Source organism: Mycolicibacter sinensis (assembly GCF_001673565.1).
Lineage (GTDB): Bacteria > Actinomycetota > Actinomycetes > Mycobacteriales > Mycobacteriaceae > Mycobacterium > Mycobacterium sinense_C.
Map to the genome: position 1 here is coordinate 1 of NZ_LZMF01000042.1, position 25114 is coordinate 25114.

The following is a 25114-nucleotide window of genomic DNA, read 5'->3' on the forward strand; positions in this document are numbered from 1 at the left end:
TGGCCGCGCCCAGCCCGGCGGCGGCCGGCCGGGTGCAGGCCTGGGCCGTCGGGCCGGGGTTGGGCACCGACGAGGCCGGGGCGGCCGCACTGTGGTTCGCGCTCGGCACCGACCTGCCGGTGATCGTCGATGCCGACGCGCTGACCATCCTGGCCGCCCACCCCTCGCTGGTGGCCGATCGACAGGCCTCGTCGGTGCCCAACCCCGGCCCGACGGCCCAGGCCTGCACCCGGCCGGCCGCCGCCGGGCTGGGCGCGGCCACCACCTCGGGCCAGTGCGAAACCACTTGCGCGGCAGCACTTCCGGCGTAGCGCACCATGCCGGAGGTGGCGGCCACCGCCGCGCCGGCGCACAGGATCGCCGCGCCCGGGTAGGTCGCTGAGCCGGCCAGGATTCCGGTGACGCCCTGGGTGTACTTGTCGTCGCGCGGGCCGGGCGCCGGCCAGCACGCCTCGACGTCGGCGGCAGTCAGGCTGTGGATGTCGGTGGCCGGCAGGTCCAGGCCGATGTCGACGAGTTCGACGCGGCCGCAGTCCCCCAGTGCGTGCACCGGTTTGAGGCCACCGAAGGTGACGGTCAGCGCCGCATGCACCGCCGGGCCGTCGGCCGCGCCGGTGTGCGGGTCCAGGCCGCTGGGGATGTCGACGGCCACCACCGGGATGCCCGCAGCTTCGGCGGCAGCGAAGATTTCGGCGGCGCCAGGGCGCAAGGCTCCACGCCCGGAGATCCCGACCACCCCGTCGATCACCAGATCCGTTGCGGGCGGCACCGTGTCGACGATCCGGCCGCCGGCCTTGACGAAAGCCGCCAGGCCCTTGGCGTGGGCGCGCTCCGGGTTGAGCAGGATCGCACTGGCCGCCGCGCCGCGTCGGCGCAGGAACGTGGCCGCCCACAAGGCGTCGCCGCCGTTGTCGCCGGAACCCGCCACCGCGCACAGGCGGCGGCCGGCCACCGCGCCGGTGCGGGAGGTCAGTTCACGGCCGATCGCGGTGGCCAGTCCGAACGCCGCCCGACGCATCAACGCGCCGTCGGGCAGGCTTGCCAGCAGGGGCGCCTCGGCGGCGCGGATCTCCTCGACGGTGTAGTAGTGCCGCATCGGTGTCAGGCTAGTTGCCCGGTCCGGACCTCGGGGTCAGTCGGACGCGCCGGGTGGTGCCGGGTCAGCGGATAGCAGCACAATCCGATCAGTACGGCGGCGGCGTGGCCGACCGCGGTGAAGTCGGGCTTGAGCACCAACGGCACCGTGAATATGACCAGCAGTACGACGACATAGCCCCAGCGCCACGGCCGGCGGATCCGGTAGGTCAGTACCGCCATCACGCCGACCAGGAAGTAGCTGACCCCGATATCGCGGGCGTAGGTCAGCTGCTCCGATTCCCGGTGCAGGTGGATCAACACGTAGAGCGCGCCCTCGCTGAGATAGGTCGCGCCCGCATGGGAGATCAACCCGACCAGCAGCCAACGCAGATGTCCCAGCCAGTGCTCCGCGGGAGCCAGGAACAGCGTGAACAGCACCAGATACGGCGTGAGATCCTTGCCGTCGATCCACAGCAGGCTCGAGACCAGCACCTCGAGCGGGTCGGTGGCCAGGTGGTGCAGGTTGGTGGACTGCTCGACGAGCATGGAGTGCCATCGGGGACCCGCCAGGTGCTGGATGGCGGTGGTGACCCCCAGCACCGCCAACCACAGGTAGGTCAGCGGGGCGCTGTGCACGAAGTGCCACGCCGCGGCCAGGCGGGTCCTGACGTCTGCCACGGCGTACAGCCTCGCATGGCGGACTGTTACGGGCCATCCACTGATAACGTCTCCTCAAAATCAGGCCGTCCGTTTGCGACCGGCACCGATGGGATGGGGTGCACCGATGAACGAACCGCACCGACCAATTCCTAACCCGCACGACCCGACGCAGTTTGCGCCGACGAGCGGACCCATGCGGACGCCCGGCGGTCATACGCCGCCGTCCTGGCCGCCGATGCCGCCGGGTCCGCCACCGCACGGCAACCGCCGACTGATATGGGTCCTGCTGGGGCTGGTCTGCGTGTTGACCGTAGCCGCCGTGGTGCTCGCCATGAACGTCGTCGGCGGTGGCCGGCACGAGAATGCGCAGTCCAGCGCGACAACCTCATCGGCGGCTTCCAGCGACCAAGCGCCGGTACCGGTATCCGCTCTCGAAGGCCTGCTGCCGACCAAAGAAGTCGTCTCCTCCGCAGCGAGCGATCCCGGCATCGGCCTCGTCACCGACGGTGCAGCTATCGACACCGACGCCATGGTGGACGCCGACTGCCAAGGGATAGCCTCTGTTGCCGGGCCGGTTTACGCCGGTTCCGGCTGGACCGCTATCCGCTGGCAGCGGTGGAACAGTCCCGCCGAACCCGATCCACCCACTTGGGTGCACCAAGCCATGGTGTCGGTAGCGACCTATCCACAAGCCGAAGCGGCCCGCACCTTCTACACCAAGCAGAGCGCAGCATGGCATAAGTGCTCAGGTCGCAACATCAATTTCCGCATACCCGCTGTCACGGACTCACCCGACCAGTTCTGGTCGGTCGGGGGCATCACCGACTCCGATGGGGTGCTTAAGACGACCCTAACCAGCGAGGGGGGCGGTGGCTGGTCGTGCCAGCACGCGCTGAGCGTTCGCAACAACATTGTTGTCCGCATCAGTGCGTGCGCATACACAGATTCAGCAGCGGTGGCCCAGACGATCCTCGACTCGGTCAACCAGAAGATCGACGCGGCAGCGTGAGAAGGAGCGCAACCGCTACGCCGGGGAAGGCTCCCGAGATCGCCGCCAGCCCATGCGGTCCTGAGGTCCGGCCGGCACCGATAGGGCGGGTGCACCGATGAACGAGCCGCAGGGTCCGGTTCCTCATCCATACGACCCGACACGGTTTACGCCTATAAACGGACCCACCCCACCGTGGCCGGGCGGTCAGGTGCCGCCGTCTTGGCCACCGATGCCGCCGAGTCCGCCGCCCCACGGCAACAGGCGACTGATATGGGCGCTCATGGGATTGGTGTGCGTGCTGACCGTGACCACCGTAGTGCTCATCGTGGCACTCGCCGGTCGTGACCGGCACGCGACCGCGCGATCTGAACCGACTGCGCGTTCCAGCGCGACATCGTCAATTGCGGCCCCCGCCGGCCGGGCACCGGTACCCGTCGCCGCTCTCCTCGACCTACTACCGGACAGGGCTGTCGTCTCTTCCGCGGTGGAAGACCCCGACATCGACCTAGTCACGCACGGCGAGTACATCGACGCCGAAGATTTGGTGGATGCCGATTGCCAAGGGATCCCCTCCGTTGCCTCGCGGGTCTACGCAGGCTCCGGTTGGACTGCTATCCGCTGGCAACGATGGAACAGCCCGGCCGGACCCGATTCCCCCAACTTGGTGAACCATGTTTCGCTGTCCGTAGCCACCTATCCGCAAGCCGACGCTGCCAGGGTGTTCTACACCAATCAGAGCACTGCGTGGCGGAAGTGCAACATTCGCATTATCAACAGTCGCTTGGCCAGTGCGAAAGCATCAGCGGACCAACGCTGGTTCATCGACAATGTCACCGACTCCAACGGTGTACTCGCTGCCATCATGATGGACGACGCCAACCCCGACTGGTTCTGTCAAACCAGGCTGACCGCGCGCAACAACGTTGTTGTCCGCGTCGGAGTTTGCGCACACACAACCTCGGCAACGCCAGCAGAGACGCTGCTCGCATCGATCACCCGGAAAATTGACGCGATCGGCTGAGTCCGGTGTACAACCAGTCCACCGGTTCTGACGTGGGCGTACAGCCTCGCACAGATGGCAATCCTTGATCGGTCACGACGGCTGGCGTATCGTCCGTTTCAATTTCGCGACGCACGGTAGCGGATCGACGGAAAGGGCTTCAGTTGGTGCGCAACCGCTACGCCGGAGAACCGTTCAGCACTGCGACTTCCGAGATCGCCGCAGCCCTCGAGCAGGTCAGCATCCCCACCTTGCTGCTGTCGTGCGTGCACATCACCGGCGATCCCCGGTTCATCCGCGAGTTCGCGCAGAACGGGATCTTCCTCAACGAGATCCAGGGCTTCATGTCCGAGGAGGACAAGGCCCGCGCCCGCGCCGAGGCGTTGCCGGTGATCGTCGACTATCGCGACCGGGGTTGCCCGCAGCCCGCGCCGCTGCCCGCCGAGCTCATCAAGGAGATGATGGACTGGGCGGCCTGCGAAACCGTGCCGGATGACTACCTGGGCCTGCTCGCTGAAGAGCTCGACCTGGATGGCGTCGACCCGCGCCGACCCGCATCCCTGGATCGCGACCGGACGGCAGAACTGCCGGTGGTGGTGATCGGCTGCGGAGAATCCGGGGTGCTGGCCGGAATCCGTCTGGCGCAGGCCGGCATTCCCTTCACCATCGTGGAGAAGAACGCCGGTCCGGGCGGCACGTGGTGGGAGAACGATTACCCGGGCGCCCGGGTGGACGTGGCCAACCACTTCTACTGCTTCAGTTTCGCGCCCAACAACAATTGGGGGCACTACTTCGCCGAACAGCCGGAGCTGCAAGCCTATTTCAGTGATCTGATCACCAAACACGGTCTGGACGAACACATTCGGTGGCGCACCGAGGTCACCGAGGCGGCCTGGGACGACGACACCGGCACCTGGACCCTGACCACCGCGGCCGGCGAGCAGTTGCGGGCACGCGCGGTGATCACCGCGGTCGGCCAACTCAACCGTCCGCACCTGCCGGACTTCGACGGCGCGGATAGCTTCACCGGGCCGTCGTTTCACTCCGCGGCCTGGGACCACAGCGTCGATGTGACCGGCAAGCGGGTGGCGCTGATCGGGGCGGGCGCCAGCGGTTTCCAGATCGCGCCCGCCATTGCGGGAAAGGTGGAACACCTCACGGTGTTTCAGCGCACCGCGCAGTGGATGTTCCCCAACCCGATGTATCACGACCCGGTCGGCGACGGAGTGCGCTGGGCGCTGGAACATCTGCCGTTCTACGGCCGCTGGTACCGGTTTCTGCTGCTGTGGCCCGGCGCCGACAAGGGCCTGGAGGCCGCCCGAGTCGACCCGGACTATCCCGACCAGGACTACGCGGTCAGCGAGATCAACGCCCTGGCCCGGCAGATGTTCACCGGCTGGATCACCGGTCAGGTCGACGACGACGAGGAGTTGCTGGCCAAGGTGCTGCCGGACTACCCGGCCACCGGGAAACGCACCCTGCAGGACAACGGCACCTGGCTCAAGACCCTGCAGCGCGACAACGTCGAGCTGGTGCGCACCGGTATCGAGCGGATCACTCCGCGGGGCGTGCAGACCGAAGACGGCGTCCACCACGACGTCGATGTGATCGTGTATGCCACCGGCTTTCGGCACACCGACGTGCTGTGGCCGATGCGGGTCACCGGCCGCGACGGCACCGATCTACACGCGCTGTGGGGCAGCCGGCCGTATGCGTATCTGGGCATCACCGTGCCCGGGTTCCCGAACTTCTTTCTGCTCTACGGGCCGGGTGCACATCTGGCGCACGGCGGCAGCTTGATCTTCAACTCGGAGTTGGAGATGCGCTACATCGACGCTTGCCTGGCCAAGCTCGCCGGCGAGGGGCTGCACGCGATCGAACCGACCGTCCACGCCGCCGCCGAGTGGCATCGGGCGACCCAGGAGGAGATCGTCAAGATGGTGTGGGCGCACCCGGCGATCACGCATTCCTACTTCAAGAACGCCGACGGCGAGATCCACACCGTGAGCCCGTGGCGGCTCGACGAATACTGGGCGGCGGTGCGCGAACCGGACTGGTCGCAGTTCGTCATCACCGAAGGAGACCGCAGTTGAGCGGTATCGTCGTCACCGGTGCGGCATCGGGCATCGGCCGGGCCTGCGCTGCGGCGCTGATCGCCGAGGGGCGCCGGGTGGCGTTGTGGGACATCGCCGAGGCGGTCCACGACGTTGCCGACGGTCTGGGCATGCCCGGCGCGGTGGTCGACGTTTGCGACGACGCCGCGCTGCCCGCCGCGGTCGCTGCCGCTGCCGACGCGCTCGACGGTATCGACGGGCTGGTGCATGCGGCCGGGCGGGTGCTGCCCGAACCGGTCGGCGCCTACACCGGTGAATCCTGGGACGCCGTCATGGACGTCAACCTGCGCGCCCAGGCGATGCTGGTGCAGCTGATGCTGCCGCATCTGGAGGCCGTCGCCCGGGCCGGCGGTCACCCGGCGGTGGTCGGTATCTCCAGCATCGAGGGGCTGACCGCCAATCCGTTCATCCCGGCGTACTGCGCCTCCAAGGCCGGCCTGCTGGGGTTGACCCGGTCGATGGCCGCGCAGCTGGGCCCGGCCGGGATCCGGGTCAACGCGGTGTGTCCGGGTTTCATCGAGACCCCGATGCTGCAGATCGCCCTCGATGTCGAAGAGGTGGCAGCCGGTTTCGTGGCCGCCGCTCCGCTGGGACGCATCGGTCAGCCGAAAGAGGTGGCCGAGGTGGTGGCCTTCCTGATGTCGCCGCGGGCGTCGTTCGTCACCGGAACCCAGATCGTCGTCGACGGTGGCGTCACCGCCCGCCACCCGTGACGGCTCAAAAGACTTGGCTCTGCGGTGCCGCGATGACGAATCCGTGCGTCACCACAGGACCCGTGGTGACATCGCCGGGGCTTTGGGGTTCTTTGAGCACACACACCAATTCAGTCGACGGCGGGACACCGCAGACCATCGACCGGGTGGGTGAGAAATCCCAGAACACGATCTTGTGTCCGACCGCAAGCCTTGCGGTCGGTGGGCCGCCGCCTACCAGAGCCTCCGGCGGGCCGGCCACGAAACGCGCCGGTATGGTTCCCTTCCCGTAGATTCCGGGCAGCTGCACCGAACGGGCCTCCGGCGGAGCCCCCGGAATGTCGCCCGTGCAGTTGACGTCATGGGTGATCCTTCCCTGCCACACCCGGCAGACCAGCCCCGAATCGGTCGCGAAGACCACGATGGGGGCGCGCGGCAAATCGCTGATCGAACCGGGCAGCGTGCCACTGTCATCGATCAGCGAGTCGACATCAGGGATCGTCGGTGCCGCAACGGCATTCGGCGCCATCATCAGCAACACTGCCGACAATACCGCCACCACCAGTGCCCGCCGCGCCACGCAGAGCCTCTCATTCGCCGTCAAATCCTCAACGTACGAGCGGGGAGCCCGCAGGTCAACGTCGGCGCGAACCGTCCACCCGGCGGCGACGTCACGCCCCGGCCTCCACCAAATCGCGCTGCGGCGCTACCACGTCGGGTGCCGGCGCATCCGGCTCGGGTTTCAGGTCGCGCCACCAGCAGTAGATGAACACCAGCATCGACATCACCAGCGCGACGATCACCCAGAGTGTGATCGTGACGTCAATCCAGGATCCGATCGGCGGAGCGTCAGGCAGCGCGTTTCTCAGCGGGACTACCGCGAACAGCATTGCCGCATACCACGTCGTCATCGGAGGCTGGAACTTGCGCCAACCTAAAAACGTCAGGTTCGCGACAACGACAGCCACCGCCGCCAGGGCGATCAAGACGCCCACGATCACGGCGCCGAAAGCCATCGTGCTCGGCGACCGGTGCAGCGTGATCCGGTACGGGCCGCCGTCCTCGCGGTCGCTGACAATCTCGTTCTTCCAACCGGCAATATGGTCGACAAAGGTGACCGACATCCGTTCCGGCACCGTGGCATCACCGCGGACGACATCGACGCTGATCGGCCCGGTCTGGTAGTGATCGAACGGCCACTTCGCCGAGTTACCGGAGACGGTCAAGGGAACCGGAAACTCACCGGGGACCGTGCCCTTGGTCCAGGTGCGCTTCGTCGGCGTGACCGCGGAGTGCACCGCGACGCTGAGGTCTTCGGTGAGCCCGTGTCTGACCGGATCGAGCAATGCCGGCCCCGGGGTGACAGTGACCTTGCCGTTCAGGGTGCCCTTCACCGTCTGGAGATCCTCGATGTCGATGGTGACGGTCGTCCCATCGGCCGACGCCATACCTTCAGTGAGGTGGCGCGGGCATCCACACCCTGCGCGCTCGTACAACGCGACGGTGACGACGTAGGACGCGATGAAGAAGACCGTCATGCCGAGGATCAGAAGTAGCCTGGGCCGGTTGACGTGAACAGCAGGGCCATCGTTGGACAAGACTGCGCTCCCTCAATGGGTCAGTTCGATCGTCGACAACAACGGCTGCATCGTCTCATCGCCGCCGTGATCGCCGCTGAGTTTTCGACGGACGAGCGGCCGAACGTTATCGCGGGGAACGCCGCTATTCGACGGTGACCGACTTGGCCAGGTTGCGCGGCTTGTCTACGTCGTACCCCCGAGCCTGCGCCACCCCGGCGGCAAACACCTGCAGCGGGATGGTCGACAGCAGCGGCTGGTAAAGCGTTGGCACAGCCGGGATCTCGATCAGGTGGTCGGCGTAGGGCCGCACCGTCTCATCGCCCTCTTCGGCGATCACGACGGTGACCGCACCACGGGCCTGGATCTCGCGGATGTTGGAGAGCAGCTTGGAGTGCAGCACCGCGGCGTTCTTGGGCGAGGGCATCACGACGATCACCGGTAGGTCGTCCTCGATCAGCGCGATCGGGCCGTGCTTGAGCTCACCGGCGGCGAAACCCTCGGCGTGCATGTAGGCCAGTTCCTTGAGTTTGAGCGCGCCTTCCAGCGCCACCGGGTAGCCGACGTGCCGGCCCAAGAACAGCACCGCGGGCGACCTGGCGAACCGCCGCGCCAGCTCGGCCACCGACTCCGTGCCGTCGAGCACCCGCGACACCAGGTCGGGCATCGCCTCCAGTTGCCGGTACTCGCGCTCTACCTCGTCGGGGTATTTGGTGCCCCGGGCCTGGGCCAGCGCCAGACCGACCAGATAGTTCGCGGTGATCTGGGCCAGGAACGTCTTGGTCGACGCCACACCGATCTCCGGTCCGGCGCGGGTGTAGATCACCGCGTCGCACTCGCGGGGGATCTGCGAGCCGTTGGTGTTGCAGACCGCCAGCACCTTGGCCTTCTGTTCCTTGGCGTGCCGGACGGCTTCGAGGGTGTCGGCGGTCTCGCCGGACTGGCTGATCGCCACCACCAGGGTGCTGCGGTCCAGGACCGGGTCGCGATAGCGGAACTCACTGGCCAGCTCGACCTCCACCGGCAGCCGCGTCCAGTGTTCGATTGCGTACTTGGCCAGCAGACCGGAGTGATACGCGGTGCCGCAGGCCACCACGAACACCTTGTCGATCTCGCGCAGTTCCTGGTCGGAGAGCCGCCGCTCGTCGAGCACGATGCGGCCGTCCTCGAAGTGGCCGAGCAGCGTCTCGGACACCGCGGTGGGCTGCTCGGCGATCTCCTTGAGCATGAAGTACTCGTAGCCGCCCTTCTCGGCAGCAGACAGGTCCCAGTCGATATGAAACCGGCGAGCAGTGCCGGTCATATCCTTGCCGGCGAAGTCGGTGATGCGGTAGCTGTCCGCGGTGATCACCACCGCCTGGTCCTGGCCCAGCTCGACCGCGTCGCGGGTGTAGGGGATGAACGCCGCCACGTCGGAGCCGAGGAACATCTCGCCCTCGCCGATGCCGATCACCAGCGGGGTGGATCGCCGCGCCGCCACGATGGTGCCGGGCTCATCGGCGTGCGCGAACACCACCGTGAAGTGCCCCTCCAGCCGGCGCAGCACCGCCAGCGCCGAGGCCACGAAGTCCCCGGCGGTGTCGCCGTGCCGGTATTGGCGGGCCACCAGGTGGGCGGTCACCTCGGTGTCGGTCTCGCTGGTGAACTCCACGCCCTCGCGTTCCAGCTCGTCGCGCAGCGCGGCGAAGTTCTCGATGATGCCGTTGTGCACGACGGCGAATTGGGAGGCCGCGTCGCGGTGCGGGTGGGCGTTGCGGTCGGTGGGCCGGCCGTGGGTGGCCCAGCGGGTGTGGCCGAGCCCGGTGCCGCCGGCCAACAGGACCGGATCGGTGGCGGCCAGTTCGGCCTCCAGGTTGGCCAGCCGGCCCGCGCGGCGGCGGATGGTGAGCTGACCGACACCGTCGACGACGGCGATCCCGGCGGAGTCATAGCCGCGGTATTCCATGCGGCGCAGTGCCTCGATGACGACGTCGCGGGCGGGCCGCTGCCCGACGTAGCCGACGATTCCGCACATAGCTGTTCAGGGTAGTGCAACGGCGGGCGCGCCAATGGAATCGTGCAGGTCAGCGAAGCCTTGATCGTCGCCTGCCGCGGTGCGTTAACGTCATCGGGTGGCCAGCATCAAGCGTCTCTACACCGCATTGACCCGCCCCGGTCCGCACCGCGTCCTGCGGGGCGATCTGGCCTATGCGGGCCTGGCCGGTGTGGTCTACACCCCGGCATCCGGTTACCGGCTGCCTGCGGTGACGTTCGGCCATGACTGGCTGACCCGGGCCGACCGCTACGCCGGCCTGCTGGAGCACCTGGCGTCCTGGGGCATTGTGGCCGCGTCCCCCGACACCGGACGGGGGCTGGCACCGTCGGTGCTGGACCTGGCCGCCGACCTGGGCCGTGCCCTGGAGATCGCCACCGAGATCCGGTTGGGGCCGGGCCGGATCAGCGTCGACCGCAACCGGCTCGCGGTGGCCGGCCACGGCTTCGGCGGGTCGGCGGCGGTGTTCGCCGCCGCCGGGTCGTCGGTGAAACCGAAAGCGGTGGCATCGATTTTCCCGACGGTCACCGTCCCGCCCGCCGAGCAGCCGGCGGCGACGCTGGAGACCCCCGGCGTGATCTTCAGCAGCATCGGCGATCCGAATGCGCTGCGCTCCAACGCCATCGAGCTGGCCCATGCCTGGCCTGCAGCGACGCTGCGGGTGATCACCAAGTCCTCGCCGGCCGGTCTGCCGCAGGGCCGCCGGTTGTCGGGTTTCTTCGGGCTGCCGGGCTCGGACCGTCGTACCCAGCGGCGGGTGCGGGCGCTGTTGACCGGCTATCTGCTGGCCGAGGTGGCCGGGGACAAGGCTTACCGGGAGTTCGCCGATCCGGCGGTGCGGCTACCGCATACCGAGGCGCTCGAGGCGCTGCCGGAGCTGGTGAGCCCCGAGGAGAAGATCGCCGCGCTGCTCAAGTAGGACGCTGACAAACGACAACGGCCGTCGAGTCCTTTCGGACCCGACGGCCGTTGTCGTTGTGTAGTGGCGGCTAGCCGGCCGCGCCTGCGGTGCCGTCGGTCCCGGGTGCTCCGGGGTTGCCGTTCGCGGCACCGTCGGTGCCGGTACCGGCCGTGCCGCCGGCGCCGCCCTTGCCGAGGGCGCCGCCCTTGCCGGCAGCGCCGCCGTCGGTGCCAGCGGCGCCATTGCCGCCGTTACCGCCGTCGCCACCGCTACCGCCGTCGCCGGCGGTGTGGCCGTCACCGCTGGCGCCGCCGCCGGTACCGCCCTTGCCGCCCGCACCGGCCGCGCCACCGGTACCGCCGGCTCCGCCCTTGCCGTCGCTGCCGTCGGTGCTCGCTCCGCCATTCCCGCCGGATCCGGCCGCACCACCGTCACCGCCGGACGCGCCGTTGCCGCCGTCGAAGCCGTTGCCGTCGCTGGTGCCGCCGTTACCACCGGCCCCGCCGGCACCGCCCTTGCCTCCGGTACCACCGGCCCCGCCGGCGCCGCCGGCACCGGTGCCCGACGTGCCGCCGTTGCCGCCTTGGCCACCCGCACCACCGGTGCCACCCGCGGTGCCATCGCCGCCGGCCGCCGTCTCGGAGTCGCTTCCGGCGGTCCCGGCTGCGCCCGCGCCTCCGGTACCGCCCCGGCCGCCGGCGCCACCGTTGCCGTCGAGGGCACCGGCCCCGGTGTTGCCTGCGGCTCCGCTGGTGCTCACGCCGCCCTGGCCCGCGGTCCCTGCGGCGCCACCGGCTCCGCCGTCACCGCCGGTCCCGCCGGCCAGGCCGTTGCCGGCGCTGTCCACGCCACCGGTCCCGCCGGTACCCCCGGCGCCGCCAGTGCCGCCCTTGCCTGCGGCACCACCATTACCGCCGTTTCCGGTGTTCGAAGCGCCGCCGTTACCGCCGGTACCGCCGGTACCACCGGCCGAGCCGTCGGTGCCGGCGCCGCCGGCGTTGTCGGTGCCGGTCGCCCCGGTGCTGCCGGACGTGCCGGCGCCACCGGCACCGCCGTTGCCGCCCTTGCCGCCGTCGCCGGCATCTGCGGTGCCGCCGTTACCGCCCGCGCCGCCGGTGCCGCCACCTGAACTGCCGGTTCCGCCGTTACCGCCGTTACCGCCGTTGACCGTGCCGGCGCCGTTGCCACCGTTACCGCCGGCACCGCCGGCGTTGCCACCCCCGCCAGTGCCACCGTTACCGCCATTACCGGCGTGGCTGGCCGCGATCCCGGCATTGTTGGTCGGCACCGCGGTGCCGGCGCTGTCGCCGCCGTTACCGCCCGCGCCGCCCACACCATTGCTGCTGTTAGCGCCATTGCCTCCGTTGCCGCCCGATGCTGTGCCGCTGCCGCCGTCGCCGCCGGCTCCGCCGGCGCCGAGCGCGCTGCTGCCGCCGTTACCGCCGTTGCCGCCGATGCTGACCCCGGTGCTGGCGCCGTTGCCGCCGGCACCACCGTCACCGCCAGCGTTGCTGGTTCCGGCGGTGGAGGAGGGTCCGCTGCCGCCGTTGCCGCCGTTTCCGCCCGCGCTGTAGACGGTGCCCTTCTCGAAGACGATGCCGTCTGCGTCCCGCCAACCGGTGCCGCTACCGCCGGCACCGCCATCGCCGCCGTGACCGGCGGTTCCGGCACCGGTCAGGCCGGTACTGCCGCCTGCTCCGCCGTTTCCGCCTTGGGCGTGGTTGCCGGAGAGCAGGCCGCCGCCAGCACCCACGGTCCCGTTACCGCCGGCGCCGCCGTTACCGCCGGTGCCGCCGACGCCGCTGCCGGGTGCACCGCCGGCGCCGCCGTTACCGCCGTTGCCGCCGAAGGTCTGGATGGTGTCGTCATCGGTGGCGCCGTTACCGCCCGCGCCACCGTTGCCGCCTGCCCCGGCGGGGCCGCTGGCGCCGGCGCCGCCGGCACCACCGTTGCCGCCGTTACCGGCGACACCTTGGACATTGGCAGCGCCGCTGGCGTCACCGCCGCGACCGCCGTCACCGCCGGCAGCGCCCAGGTGGGCTCCGGTCGACGAGCCGGCTGCACCGCCGACGCCGCCGTTGCCACCATTGGTGACACCCGCGCCACCGGCACCACCGATGCCACCGGTGCCCCCGGAGCCGTCACCGGCATTGGCGCCGGCACCACCGACACCGCCGTTACCACCCTTGAGGCCGTCGCCACCGAAACCACCGGCCGCACCGTTACCGGCAACACCGCCGCTGGTGCTGCTCATCGGGTCGCCGCTCCCGCCGCCGGCACCACCGGCACCGCCGTTGCCGCCGTTCCCGAGGAAGTTGCCGTCTTCGTCCTGGAAGCCGTCGCCACCATTGCCTGCTGTACCACCGTTGGCGCCGACACCCGCGTGGCCGGTCTCCCAGAAGTTACTGCCGGCCGCGCCGCCGGTGCCACCGGCGCCACCGTTACCACCGTTGACGTGGTCGGCCGTGCCGGCCGCCCCGTTGCCGCCGGCTCCGGCCTTTCCGCCATCGCCGCCGTTGCCGTAGTTGAAGGCGCCGCGACCACCGGCACCACCGTTACCGCCGGCGGTGCCGTTGCCGTTGCCGCCGTCGGCGAAGCTGCCGGCGATGCCGTTACCACCGTCGCCGCCGACACCGCCGTTGCCGAAGAACCAGCCGACCGCGGCGCCACCGTCGCCGCCCGCACCACCGTTGTCGCCGCCGACACCGCCGGCACCGCCGTTGCCCAGGCCCCAGGCGCCCGCCCCACCGTCGCCGCCGGCCGCGCCGAGACCGCCGGCCCCGCCGACACCGCCGTTGCCGAAGAAGCCGAGCGCGTCGCCACCGTTGCCGCCGGCCTCGCCGTCGATCGTGCTGCTCCAGCCGGCTCCACCGTCGCCGAACCACAGGCCGCCGTCGCCACCGTCGGGTGCATCCTCGGTGCCGATTGCACCGTTGCCGATCAGGTACATCCCGGACATTTCGTTGATGGCGTTGTTGACCATCGCGCCGAAGTCACTGTCGATCCAGGCGGTCATGCCCATGTGCAGCGGGGTGTAGAACCACTGGTCGATGATGTTGGCCATGTCGAAAGCGGCTGCTGAATCAGGGAATTCGAAAGCAGCCAGTCCCGGGTCGGCATCGGAGCTGACGTCAGCCGGGGTGAACCAACTGAAATCGAACAGGTCCTCGAAACCTTCGGCCTGGGCCTGCGGCGCGCCGGCCAGCGGGGTCATCCCGAAGGCCAGGAACGCTGCCACCGTACCGCCGGTACCGATCGCCTGATTGCGGCGCCGCTGTCCGGCCTTACCTGCTGAGTCCGGCTTGCTGCCGGTGTTACGACGAGTCATTTGCGTACACCTCTCCTATGAAAAGTTCGCTGGTAGTGGAAGTTCGGGCGGGATGGAATCAGCCGACCAGGCCAAAGTCCGCCAGCAGGTCACCGAAGCTGAAGCTGTCCGCCAGCGCATCGCCCGCGCCGCCGTCGTCGACGACGTAGCCCTCAGGCATCGGGATGCTGAACACCGGGTCCTTGCCGTCCCACGTGCCCCAACCGAGTTGCGACGCGATCACCTGGGACACACCCAGCCAGGCGCCGAGCGGGCCGATCGCGTCGCTCGGGGCGTGCAGGTCGCCGACGACCGGGATACCGGAGATGTCGAACCCGATGCTGTTGAAGATCGAGCCACCGGAGGCGGGCACTTCGGCGATCAGGTTCCCGTCGGCGTCCACCATCTGCATGGGATCGGCGGTGACATGGCCGCCGGTGCTGAGCCAGCCGCCGAAGGCGAAGTCGAGGTGCGTGATCTCCATACCGCCTGGCAGGAGGCCTGCGTCGTTGATCGCCGGCAGCAGGGCATCCAGGTTGAGCGTGGCGCCGTTCAGTGAGGCGTCGAACATGCTCGCCGGGATGTTCAGCAGGTGCTGGAACGCCGCAGAGGTGTCCCCGTTTTCCAGAGCGTCGGTGAAGTCCTGCAGGCTGTTGCCGAGCGCGACCCCCGGAGCGATGAGGGGGCTCACCGAGGCGAGCATGACGGCGCTCATCGGCGACCCGAGGAAGTTGATGATCGGGGTGAGCGTTTCGGCCTGGTCTTCCGGAAGAAAGCCCGGAACCTGGCTGAAGATGATTTCGTGCCCACCGGCGAGGTTGCCGAGCAGATACTCGCTGTCCATGGTGTGGCGGATCACGTCGTTGATGGTGTCCTGGTCGGCGTTCATCAACGTCAGCGATGACCAGGCATTTTTCAGGTCCGTCTGGATGGCGTTCATCATCGCGGGGATGGTCGACGGGTCGTCCTGGATGCTCTGCAGGTACCCCTCCATGCGGGACGAGAGCTGCGTGAACCCGATGTTGGGCGCCGCGTCGTAAGAAGCCATCATCCGCGCGATGTTGTCCTGCGCGGTGTTGTAGGCCGCTTCGTAGGGGGCGAAGAAGTCGGAGAAGCCGAAGCTATCGGCGGTCAACGCCACGTCGCGGGCAATGCTGCCGGTGTACACCGGCGCGACGGCCGGGGTGACGGCCACGAGGCCGGCGCCCACGATCGCGACGCCCGCGGTGGCGTAGGGACGAAGTGCTTGCTGCATCAAGAAATCTCCTTGGAAGTCGTCGCCGCGCCCTGAGGCGCGTCCGGCCGTAAGTCAAGTTATCTGAAGCGAAACTTAGAAGCAACCGAGGGCACAAGCGACCCGGGTTATGACGCCGGACACAAAAACGTGGACAACGACCCTCATTTAGTCCATCTGAACTGCGGTTATGTGCGGATTTTACATGGAATCTGCCATAATCACGTTTATGTCAACGTTCGTCCACTTTCATGAAATGGACTCTAATAAAAGAAACTGCTGAGAATTGTTCGCCAGCATTACTACCGCATGGACCAGCCAATACCCGGTCGACTAGCCCGCTCGCCGGGCGACATGAGACGAGGCACCGTCCGGCGGGTGAGGTTCAGCCACGTTGTATGAAAGCCGCCGCCTGTGGCTGAACGGTTCCATCACGTCAGCAGAAATTCGGGTGGCCGCGCGTCAATGCCTAACGGTGCGCGTGCACAGATCCGGCGCTTCCGGCGGTGTGCCGGCGGTGTGCCGGCGGCGGACACGCACAGTCGCGGGGAGAGGGTTCCACCGAAACGACCACGGTCGCCGAGTCCAGCTGGACTCGGCGACCGTGGTCGCTTTCAGCCGTCGGCTACGTACCGGGCGTGCCGGCCGCGCCGTCGTTTCCGGCACTGCCGGCGGTGCCGTCGGCGCCCGGCGTTCCGGTACCGGTGGGGACACCGCCCGGACCAGCGGCACCCGCCGCGCCGCCGTCGCCACCGTCACCGGCCGCGCCACCGGTACCGTTGCCGGCACCGCCGGTACCGTGAGCGCCGCCGTTGCCACCGGTCCCGCCGTTGGCGCCATTGCCGCCATTGCCACCGTTGTAGCCGTTACCGGTGTCGGGATTGGTCCCGCCGGGCCCGCCAGCGCCGCCTGCGCCACCGTTACCACCGCCACCACCGGCGCCACCGTCGCCGCCGGTTCCGGAGGTGGAAGCTCCACCGGCCCCGCCGTTACCACCGGTGCCACCGACGTTGCCATTGCCGCCGTTGCCGCCGGCCGTGTTGGGGCTGCCTGGCAACAACGGGATGCCGCTGAGGCCGGCAGCGCCGTCTGCACCCGTGCCACCGGCACCGCCGTTACCACCGGTTCCGCCGTTACCGGCCGTCGCGGTGCCACCGGCACCACCATTACCACCATTGCCCGCGGTGCCGCCGCCACCGCCCGCGCCACCCGCGCCGCCGGTACCGCCGTCGACCGAACCGCTTGCAGCGCCGCCGGTTCCGCCGGTGCCGCCGTTGCCGCCCGCGGCGCCTCCGTAGGAGTAACCGCCCGAGCCGCCGGTCCCGCCGGCGCCGGCGTGGCTGGTCCCGAAGCCGTCAGGTGCGCCGGCCGGGGTGGCCACACCACCACTGGCCCCGCCGTCGCCGCCGTTGCCGCCGTTCCCGCCGGGACTCTTGGTGGACAGACCCGAATAACCGTCGCCGCCCGCGCCGCCCTGGCCGCCGTCGCCGCCGGATGCGGTGCCGCTGCCACCGGCGCCACCATTGCCGCCGGTACCGCTAGGTCCACCGCTGCTGGTGCCACCGCCGCCGCCGGCGCCGCCTTGGCCGCCGATGCTGACCACGCCTGCGCCGGTTGCGCCGTCGGCGCCGTCGCCACCCTGACCGCCGGTGCCGCCGGTGCCGGCGGAGCCGCTACTACCGCCGCCGCCGCCCTGGCCGCCGTAGCCGCCCGCACTCCAGGTGGTGGTGCCGTCGTTCCAGCCCAGGCCCTTACCCGCCGCAGCGCCGTTGCCGCCGGCGCCGCCGTCTCCGGTCTGGCTGTAACCGCCGGTACCACCGCCGCCACCGTTGCCGCCGCGCAGCGTCCCGTCGCCGCCGGCCGCGCCGTTACCACCGGCGCCGCTGGTGCCGCTGTTGCTGTTACCGCCCTGACCGCCGTAACCGCCCTGGCCACCGGTGGTCGCAACAGAGGCGTCATCGGTGGCGCCGTTACCTGCGACGCCGCCATTGCCGCCGGCGCCGCCGGTGCCGCTGTCGCTGTCGCCGCCCTGGCCGCCGCCGCCGCCCTGTCCTCCCCAGCCCAGGGTGCCCAGGCCGCCCTTGCCGCCATCGCCGCCGGCGCCGCCGGTGTTGGCTCCGAGCGAACTACCGCCATGGCCGCCGTAGCCGCCTTGACCGCCGGTGCTGTACGGCGAAGTGGGGTCGGTCTTGTTGAGGCCGTTGCCGTCGCCGCCGTCACCACCGGTGCCGCCGTTACCACCGTGCTCACCGCTACCGCCGCTGCCGCCGCTGCCGCCGGTGCCGCCCTGACCGAGGTACTCGCCGGTGACCGAGTCGATGGCTGCGCCGCCGCCGAGACCGCCGTTGCCGCCGTTCGCGCCGTCACCGGCCGCCCCGGCGCTGCCGTAGAACGAGCCGGCGTAGTAGTCCGAGCCGCGGGCGCCGCCGGCGCCACCGTTACCGCCCACACCACCGGCACCACCTTGCATGCCGTCAGTGTCGCCGGTCGCGCCGGTACCACCGTTGCCGGCCGCACCGCCGGCGCCGCCCTTGCCGCCGTCGCCGAACATGAAGCCGCTGCGGCCGCCGGCGCCGCCGTTGCCACCGGCCCCACCGGCCTGGCCCCAACCGTTGCCGCCATCGGCGAAAGCGCCTGCGGCACCGTTGATTCCAGCGCCACCGACACCACCGGCGCCACCGTTGCCGAAGAACCAGGCAGCCGCCGCGCCGCCATTACCGCCGGCGCCGCCAGCACCGCCGGCATCGGTTGCGGCACCGCCGGCGCCACCGTTGCCGCCGTTGCCCATGAACCAGCCACCGGCACCACCGTCACCGCCGGCCGCACCAGCCCCGCCGGCACCGCCGTCGCCACCGTTGCCCAGCCAGCCGAGCGCGTCTCCGCCGTTGCCGCCGACCACACCGGCCTCAGTGCTGGTCCAGCCGGCTCCGCCGTCACCGAACCACAGGCCGCCGTCGCCGCCGTCGGGTGAGTCCTCGGTGCCGGCAACACCGTTGCCGATCAGGTACATGCCAGACCAGTCGTTGATCCAGCCATTGACCGTCTCGCCGAAGTCGCTGGTAATCCAGAGCTGGGTCATGGTGTGCATCGGCTCGTAGAACCACTGGTCCATGATCCCGGTCCACGAGAACGGGTCACTGGCCGCGCTACCCGCGCCGCCGAACAGTGCGTCGAGGTCCCACGTGGCGGCGGTATCACCGACGTCGGTCGTGGACCACGAGCTGAACAGATCGCCGAAAACATCGCCGAGATCGAAATCGACGTCGGCGTTCGCGGCGGGTGCCGCGGCTAACGGGGCCATGCCGAAGGCCAGGAACGCCCCCACCGTGCTGGTGGCGCCGATCACCCGCTTGCGGTACCGCGCTCCGGTGTTATCAGGCTGGCTGGTGCTGTGACGACGACTCATTTGCGAACACCTCTCCTGTGAAGCGGTTCTGTAAAGCAGTGTTGAAGGTTGTCAGAGGGAATATCGGTATGGCGTCGGATCAGACGCCGATGCCGAGGAGCGCGTTGGCGATGTCCTGCAGGTCCCAGCCGGCCAGCGCGTCGGCCACGCCCGAACCCGGATCCGGGGTTGCGCCACCATCGTCAAGCAAGTCGTCCGGGATGGTCGGGAAGTTGATCCCCGGCCACGGCGGGTCGACCTGGACCGGACCCTTGCCATCCCAACCCGAGCCGAGCAGCGCCCCAACCGTCTGACCCCAGGCCTCCCAGGCCGCGATCGGGCCGACGGCGTGGCCCTCGATTGCGATGGGCACCCCGGGCAGCAGGCCGGCGGTGAGGGTGATGCCGAGGCTGTTGAAGATCGAACCGCCGACCGCCGGGACGTCGACCATATTGCCGTCGACGTCCACCTGATATGGGCCCACCGCCACGGCGCCGGGGGTCAGCATGCCGCCGAACGCGAACTCCAGGTGGGTGATCTCGGTGCCTTCGGGCAGCAGGCCGGTGCTGGCGATCAGCGGCAGCAGGCTGTCCAGGTTGAGGGTGGCGCCGTTGAGATAGCCGTCCATCCAGCTGGCCATCACCTGGTTGAAGCTGTCGCCGTCCTGGATGCTGTTCATCATCGCGACCCACGGGGCGATGGATGGCCCCAGCGACCCGATGATGATGGCGCTCAGCGGCGAGGACAGGAAGTTGACGATTGGCGTCGCCACATCGGCCATGTCGGCCGGCAGGAACTGCGGCAGCAACGCGAAGAGCGCATCGTGACCAAGGGCGAAAGTGTTCAGATCTGACCCGCTGAGGGTATGCACCCCCACCGTGCCGAGGGTGCCCGTCAGGTTGCCCAACTCGAAGGTGCCGTCGGCGTTCTGCAAGGTGTAGCCGGTCAGCACCGCGTCCAGGTTGGCCTGGATCTGCTGCATCACGTCCGGGATCTTCGACGGGTCGTCGAGGACCGACTGCCAGAACTGCGATTGGTTTGCCAGCATCTGCTGGAACCCCACCCCGGGGGCCAGGAAGAAGTTCTGGGTGAGGATGGTGGCGTTGCGCGAGGCTTCGTTGAACACCTCCGTCCAGGGCGCCATCAGATCCGGCAGGGTGTCGCCCGCAGTGAGTGCGACATCTTGGATGGTGGGAACGCTCGCCAGCGGGGTCGCTACCGGGGTGGCGGCGATCAGGCCGGAGCCGACGATCGCGATGCCGGCGGTGACGTAGGGGCGAAGGGTTTGCTGCACAGCCATCTCCTTTGTGAGGTGCCGCCCTCGGCGAGCGTCTCAAGGGGCCGGACGCTGCCGTGTTGCTCCTGAATTCACACTTATTAACTGGTGTGAAATGGGACACTAGCCGTGAGGAACCTAAGACACAAGCATCTTCGTCAAATAAATCTCGGGCGTTTTCAAAGGCCGCCCCGTCATAACTTGGGATTTCCATCGCAAAGCTATGCGTATGCTTAAAATTTTGGTGGACTGCTGTGGACTTTTCTCCCCGCAGAGGCGCGGAATTAACGGTTTTTGCATTGCATGCGGCTCAGAGTGGAACGGACGGAAAAACGACCCGGTCGCCGGGTCCCTGAGCGAGGAACCTGCGACCGTGTCGCGAAAGGGTGTGGCTAGCTGCCCGGGTTGCCCGGGTTGCCCGGAGCCGGGCGTAGTGCGGCGACGCCAGTGAGGATCAATGAACTTGCAGGTCAGCTCCGGTTTTCCGCAAAACTGGGCGTTCTGGCCTAGTAATCGGCTGACAACGCCGGGGCGACACGGCGCGTCGCCGACACCCGCACTGGTATGTGTGAACCATGCGAATTGGTGTACAGCTCGGGTATTCAGGCGGATTCAAAGAGGCGGCTGAGCAGGTCGTCGAACTGGAGCGGGTCGGTATCGACGTGGTCGCCGTCGCGGAGGCGTACTCGTTCGACGCGGTCAGCCAGCTGGGCTATCTGGCAGCCAAGACGTCGCGCGTGGAACTCGTCTCCGGCGTCCTGCCGATCTACACCCGCACCCCCGCCCTGCTGGCGATGACGGCCGCCGGCCTGGACTTCGTCTCCGACGGCCGCTTCCGGCTGGGGATCGGCACCTCCGGGCCGCAGGTGGTGGAGGGCTTCCACGGCGTGCCGTTCGACGCCCCGCTGGGGCGCACCCGTGAGGTCGTGGAGATCTGCCGGGCGGTGTGGCGCCGGGAACGGGTCAGCTTTGAGGGCAAGCATTATCAGCTGCCGCTGCCGGGCGGCACCGGACTGGGCAAACCACTGAAGATGATCAATCACCCAGTGCGCGAACGTATTCCGATCTCGATCGCGGCATTGGGCCCAAAGAACGTCGAGCTGACCGCCGAAATCGCCGACGGCTGGCAGCCGGTGTTCTACTACCCGGAGCGCGCCGCTGAGGTGTGGGGTGACGCACTCAGAGCCGGTGCGGCCAAACGCGACCCGGCGCTGGGCCCGCTTGACGTGATGGCCGGAGTGTCCTTGGCCATCGGCGACGACGTCGATGACCGGCTGGCGTGGGCGAAACCGCAACTGGCGCTCTACATCGGCGGGATGGGCGCCAAAGGCCGCAACTTCTACCACAACCTGGCCACCCGGTACGGCTTCGGCGAGGTGGCCGACCGCATCCAAGAGCTGTACCTGTCCGGGCGCAAGACCGAGGCGATCAACGCCGTCCCCGACGAGTTGGTGCGGCACACCTCGTTGATCGGGCCGCGCGGATTCGTTGCCGAGCGGCTCGCGGCATACGGCGAGGCGGGCGTCACGACGCTGCTGGCCGGCCCGCTGGCCAACGAGCCGGGCGAGGCGTTGCGCTACGTGGAGGAGTTGCGCGCATTGGCGCCCTGACAAGAGCGCCCCCGCCTGACCGGGGTGGGCCGATTGTGGCTCAGGACACCTCTCAGGCCAAGATAGGGCCATGGATTTCACGCCCACGGTGACCACGCCCATCGCAGAAACCCTGGTTGAGCTGCTACAACGGCAAGCCGAGCGGTTCGGCGACAAGGTCGCGTTCAGCTTCTCCTACAACGGGGACGACGAGAGACGCAGTGAGCTGAGCTTCCGCGAACTGGACCTGCGGGCGCGGGCGATCGCGGCGAACCTGCAGCGCCACGACGTCGCCGGAGAGCGGGTCCTGGTGCTGGTGCGTCCCGGTCTGGACTTCATCGCCGGCTTCTTCGGCTGCCTGTATGCCGGCGCCGTCGCGGTGCCCGTGCACCAGAAGCTGGCGCCGCGCCTGCAGGTGGTGGTCCCCGACGCCGCCGCGAAGTTCGCGCTCACCGCCGGCGAGACCCAACAGGCCACCCGGAGCGCGGTCGCCGGAATCCCCGGGGAACCGGAGCATTGGTTCTTCACCGACGCCGGCGCCGATCCCGACACCTGGGTCGCCCCCGACATCCGGGCCGACTCTCCGGCCGCCATCCAGTACACCTCGGGTTCGACCCGTTCACCCAAGGGCGTGCTGCTCAGCCACGGCAACGTGCTGCACAACGTGGACGCCATCGCTCAGGCGTGGAACGGCGATGAAAACGCCAAGGGCGTCTTCTGGCTGCCGCCGCACCACGACCTGGGCCTGATCGGTGGCATCTTGTCCATGGTCTATATCGGCGCCAGCACGGCGCTGATGTCGCCGACCGCGTTCATCAAGCGCCCGATGCGGTGGCTGGAACTGGTGTCCCGGCATCGCGGCGTGATCACCGCCGCGCCGAACTTCGCCTACGACCGGTGCGTGGAAACCAGTACGCCGGAAGAGCGTGCGGCACTGGATCTTTCCTGCATGACCGTGGCCATGAACGGCGCCGAGGCGGTGCGCGCCACCTCACTGGCGGCCTTCGCCGATGCTTTTGCGCCGGCGGGTTTCCAGATCTCGTCGTGCTACCCGGTGTACGGACTGGCAGAGGCCACCCTGCAGGTCTCGGCCGGCTGCGCCACCGGGATGCCGGGAGTGCGCTATGTCGATCGGGTGGCACTGGCCGAGGACCGCATCGTTGACATCGCTCCCGACGACCCGGCCGCCGCGACGTTCGTAGGTTGCGGTCAGCCGCGCCAATCCGACGTCGCCATCGTCGATCCGGTGACCCACCAACCCTGCGGACCCGACGAGGTCGGCGAGATCTGGGTCGCCGGGCCCAATGTCGCCCTGGGCTACTGGAACAGACCCGAAGAGACCGCGGCGACGTTCGGAGCGCGGCTGGCCGCTCCGGGCGACCCGAACCGCGGACCGTTCCTGCGCACCGGAGACTACGGATTCCTCTGCGCCGGTGAGCTTTTCACCACCGGGCGCTGCAAGGACCTGATCATTGTCGACGGTCACCGCTACTACCCCAACGACATCGAGTTCACCGTGCAGCAGTGCGACCCGGTGTTGGTGTCGGGCCGGGGCGCGGCGTTCGCCACGGACGCCCCGCCGGGCGGCGTCGAGCAGCTGATCGTCGTCCACGAAGTCGACAGTGCGCGGGCCGGCGAGACCGACTTGGACGACGTCATCGACAAGATCCGGACCGCAGTCGCCACCCACCACGGCATCGCGGCCGACGCCGTGGTGCTGGTGCACCACGTCTCGCTGCCGACCACGTCCAGCGGCAAAATCCAGCGCGGCCAGGCCCGCCAGCAGTTCATCGACGGGGCGCTGGCGGTGGTCGCCGAATGGCGGCGCAACCCGGCCGACGAGCTGTCGCTCGAGCAGCTGGAGGCGGCCGCCAAAATCGCTTCAGCGCTGCAGACTTGGGGAAGCCGACAGGGCTGAGGGGGCCGAGCAGGATACGCACTTTGATGCCCTGAACGCCCTCTCGTCACTGCCCCACCTGTGGCAACTCCTGGGCGGCGATCTCGCAGGGGCTTTTGGGCGGGCCGTCGGCTATCGGCTGGGGCGCTGGCTCGGACGTCGGCTCGTTCTCGGTTTCCCCCGCTTCGACTGCCGGCTCGGCTTGTTCGGTAGCCGGTTCGGGTTCCGCGGCTGTCGGCTCTGATTCGGGCTCGGCTTCGTTGACCAGTTCGGCCTCCGCGGGAACCTCGGCGGCGGTGTCGTCCTCGTCCGCGGGCTCAGCCTCGGGGTCATCGGCGTCATGGCCGTCGGCCGCGGATGTGTCCTCGACCGCGTCGTTGAACGGTTCACCGAGGCCGGGATCACTCAAGGCGTCGGCCAGGCGAGGAATCAGCCCACCGAGTCCACCAAGCCCGCCGAGACCGCTGGTCGGCAGTCCGCCCGTCGGCAAACCGAGATCGCCTGGCAGGCCGAGGCCGGCCGGCAAACCCGGATCCACCGGCAGGTCGTCGACTGCGGCGGCGGGTTCCGGCGCGGCCGCGCCCGGGCGCTCGCCCGCCACCACCGGTGCGTCCGCCGGGGGCAGGTCTGCCGCAACGGGGGCGATGGCCGCCGGGACGACCGGCGCCGGGTCGTCGGGCGGGCGCTCGGGCCCGAGGTCACCCGGAATCGCGAAGAGCACCCCCGCCCCGACATCGGCCGCCGCGGTCGCGCTGCGGTAGGCCGCCGCCGCCCCGTCGCGTGCCGGCCGCACCGCCGATGCCCACACACCCCGAACGTTGTTGTCCACGTACGGGATCACCTGCTTCTCAATGACCTCGGTGGCGTGCTCGTCGTTTGCGCCGGAGTTCACCGCCTGCGCGGCGGCCAGCCATGCCGGACGTTGGGCCCCGCCCCCATCGTCGAGGGCCAGCACCGCGGCCACCTTGCTATCGACCAGCCGCCACAGCTCATCGCGCAGCACCGCGCATCCGGTGGCGGACGCCCGCAGTCGGGCCGTCAACTGCGCACCGGCGTCGCAGTGCCGGCGCAGGAACTCCGCGGCGGCCTCAGCCCCCGGCCCGCGCCAGGCCGTGGCGAACTCGGCGAGCTGGGCGCGCTGCCGGCCCAGCGCATCGTCGGCCGCGTCGGCCAGCGAACTCAGCGCCGCGCAGTCGGTGTCGAGCAGCCGCAGGTCCAGGCCGGCTTCGCTGTCGTAGCAGTCGGCGAGCTGCCCGTCATAACTGGTGAGGTCAGGATGGCGATAACCGAGCCGATGGCAGGCCGACACGTAGGTTTGATTGTGCGCCAACGCCTCTCGACCCTCGGCGAGCCGCCCGGCCACGTCGTATTGCTGCGCCACC

Annotated in this window: 16 protein-coding genes and 2 pseudogenes; 8 read left to right on the forward strand and 10 right to left on the reverse strand. The window is 69.3% G+C overall.

The features are described 5' to 3' along the window. Positions 1-32: 32 nt before the first annotated feature. Positions 33-137 (forward strand): annotated as a pseudogene (locus A5648_RS24415) (NAD(P)H-hydrate dehydratase); the annotation flags it as partial. A gap of 40 nt (positions 138-177) precedes the next feature. On the opposite strand, the pseudogene A5648_RS07280 reads toward A5648_RS24415, so the two are convergent. Together A5648_RS07280 and A5648_RS07285 are read right to left on the reverse strand one after the other, a co-directional pair. Next, positions 178-1096 (reverse strand): annotated as a pseudogene (locus A5648_RS07280) (NAD(P)H-hydrate epimerase); the annotation flags it as partial. Positions 1097-1101: 5 nt separating this feature from the next. Then, on the reverse strand, positions 1102-1755 hold the full coding sequence (locus A5648_RS07285; RefSeq protein WP_065023905.1) for a rhomboid-like protein: 654 nt from the start codon (positions 1753-1755) through the stop codon (positions 1102-1104). 106 nt (positions 1756-1861) lie between these two features. On the opposite strand from A5648_RS07285, the gene A5648_RS07290 reads away from it, so the two are divergent. The 4 genes from A5648_RS07290 to A5648_RS07305 all read left to right on the forward strand — a co-directional run bounded on the left by A5648_RS07290 (position 1862) and on the right by A5648_RS07305 (position 6555). After that, entirely contained in the window at positions 1862-2746 is an 885-nt protein-coding gene (locus tag A5648_RS07290) for a sensor domain-containing protein (RefSeq protein WP_082966362.1), read from the forward strand. Positions 2747-3008: 262 nt separating this feature from the next. Continuing rightward, the gene (locus tag A5648_RS22510) at positions 3009-3749 is read left to right on the forward strand and encodes a sensor domain-containing protein (protein WP_267887786.1); all 741 of its coding nucleotides are present in this window, start codon (positions 3009-3011) and stop codon (positions 3747-3749) included. A gap of 146 nt (positions 3750-3895) precedes the next feature. After that, positions 3896-5821 (forward strand): flavin-containing monooxygenase, encoded by a 1926-nt coding sequence (locus tag A5648_RS07300; protein WP_065023966.1) that lies wholly within the window; start codon positions 3896-3898, stop codon positions 5819-5821. Continuing rightward, positions 5818-6555 carry an SDR family NAD(P)-dependent oxidoreductase gene (locus tag A5648_RS07305; protein ID WP_065023908.1) on the forward strand — a complete coding sequence of 246 codons (738 nt, stop codon included), beginning with the start codon at positions 5818-5820 and terminating at the stop codon, positions 6553-6555. Before A5648_RS07300 ends, A5648_RS07305 begins: the two co-directional genes overlap by 4 nt. A 4-nt stretch (positions 6556-6559) precedes the next feature. Here the strand turns inward: A5648_RS07305 and A5648_RS07310 are convergent, their stop codons facing one another. The 3 genes from A5648_RS07310 to glmS all read right to left on the reverse strand — a co-directional run bounded on the left by A5648_RS07310 (position 6560) and on the right by glmS (position 10125). Beyond that, entirely contained in the window at positions 6560-7138 is a 579-nt protein-coding gene (locus tag A5648_RS07310; RefSeq protein WP_082966363.1) for a hypothetical protein, read from the reverse strand. A 67-nt stretch (positions 7139-7205) separates the two neighbouring features. Next, the gene (locus tag A5648_RS07315) at positions 7206-8072 is read right to left on the reverse strand and encodes a DUF4436 domain-containing protein (protein WP_065023909.1); all 867 of its coding nucleotides are present in this window, start codon (positions 8070-8072) and stop codon (positions 7206-7208) included. Between the two features lie 184 nt (positions 8073-8256). Then, the gene (gene glmS, locus A5648_RS07320) at positions 8257-10125 is read right to left on the reverse strand and encodes a glutamine--fructose-6-phosphate transaminase (isomerizing) (protein WP_065023910.1); all 1869 of its coding nucleotides are present in this window, start codon (positions 10123-10125) and stop codon (positions 8257-8259) included. 97 nt (positions 10126-10222) lie between these two features. On the opposite strand from glmS, the gene A5648_RS07325 reads away from it, so the two are divergent. After that, positions 10223-11062 carry a dienelactone hydrolase family protein gene (locus tag A5648_RS07325; protein ID WP_065023911.1) on the forward strand — a complete coding sequence of 280 codons (840 nt, stop codon included), beginning with the start codon at positions 10223-10225 and terminating at the stop codon, positions 11060-11062. 70 nt (positions 11063-11132) lie between these two features. On the opposite strand, the gene A5648_RS24960 is transcribed toward A5648_RS07325, so the two are convergent. The 4 genes from A5648_RS24960 to gjpA (A5648_RS07345) all read right to left on the reverse strand — a co-directional run bounded on the left by A5648_RS24960 (position 11133) and on the right by gjpA (A5648_RS07345) (position 20270). After that, positions 11133-14372 (reverse strand): PGRS repeat-containing protein, encoded by a 3240-nt coding sequence (locus A5648_RS24960; protein ID WP_065023912.1) that lies wholly within the window; start codon positions 14370-14372, stop codon positions 11133-11135. Between the two features lie 58 nt (positions 14373-14430). Then, a complete protein-coding gene (gene gjpA / locus A5648_RS07335; protein WP_065023913.1) occupies positions 14431-15606 on the reverse strand; it encodes an outer membrane porin GjpA in 1176 nt (391 codons plus the stop codon). A gap of 604 nt (positions 15607-16210) precedes the next feature. Continuing rightward, the gene (locus A5648_RS24825) at positions 16211-18991 is read right to left on the reverse strand and encodes a PGRS repeat-containing protein (RefSeq protein ID WP_207511615.1); all 2781 of its coding nucleotides are present in this window, start codon (positions 18989-18991) and stop codon (positions 16211-16213) included. 79 nt (positions 18992-19070) lie between these two features. After that, on the reverse strand, positions 19071-20270 hold the full coding sequence (gjpA, locus tag A5648_RS07345) for an outer membrane porin GjpA (protein ID WP_065023915.1): 1200 nt from the start codon (positions 20268-20270) through the stop codon (positions 19071-19073). A 551-nt stretch (positions 20271-20821) separates the two neighbouring features. Here gjpA (A5648_RS07345) and A5648_RS07350 point away from each other — a divergent pair. Continuing rightward, entirely contained in the window at positions 20822-21856 is a 1035-nt protein-coding gene (locus tag A5648_RS07350; protein WP_065023916.1) for an LLM class F420-dependent oxidoreductase, read from the forward strand. Positions 21857-21926: 70 nt separating this feature from the next. Next, a complete protein-coding gene (locus tag A5648_RS07355; protein WP_065023917.1) occupies positions 21927-23753 on the forward strand; it encodes a fatty acyl-AMP ligase in 1827 nt (608 codons plus the stop codon). 46 nt (positions 23754-23799) lie between these two features. Here A5648_RS07355 and A5648_RS07360 read toward each other — a convergent pair whose 3' ends face one another. Further along, a complete protein-coding gene (locus A5648_RS07360) occupies positions 23800-25113 on the reverse strand; it encodes a hypothetical protein (protein WP_065023918.1) in 1314 nt (437 codons plus the stop codon). Position 25114 lies beyond the last annotated feature (1 nt).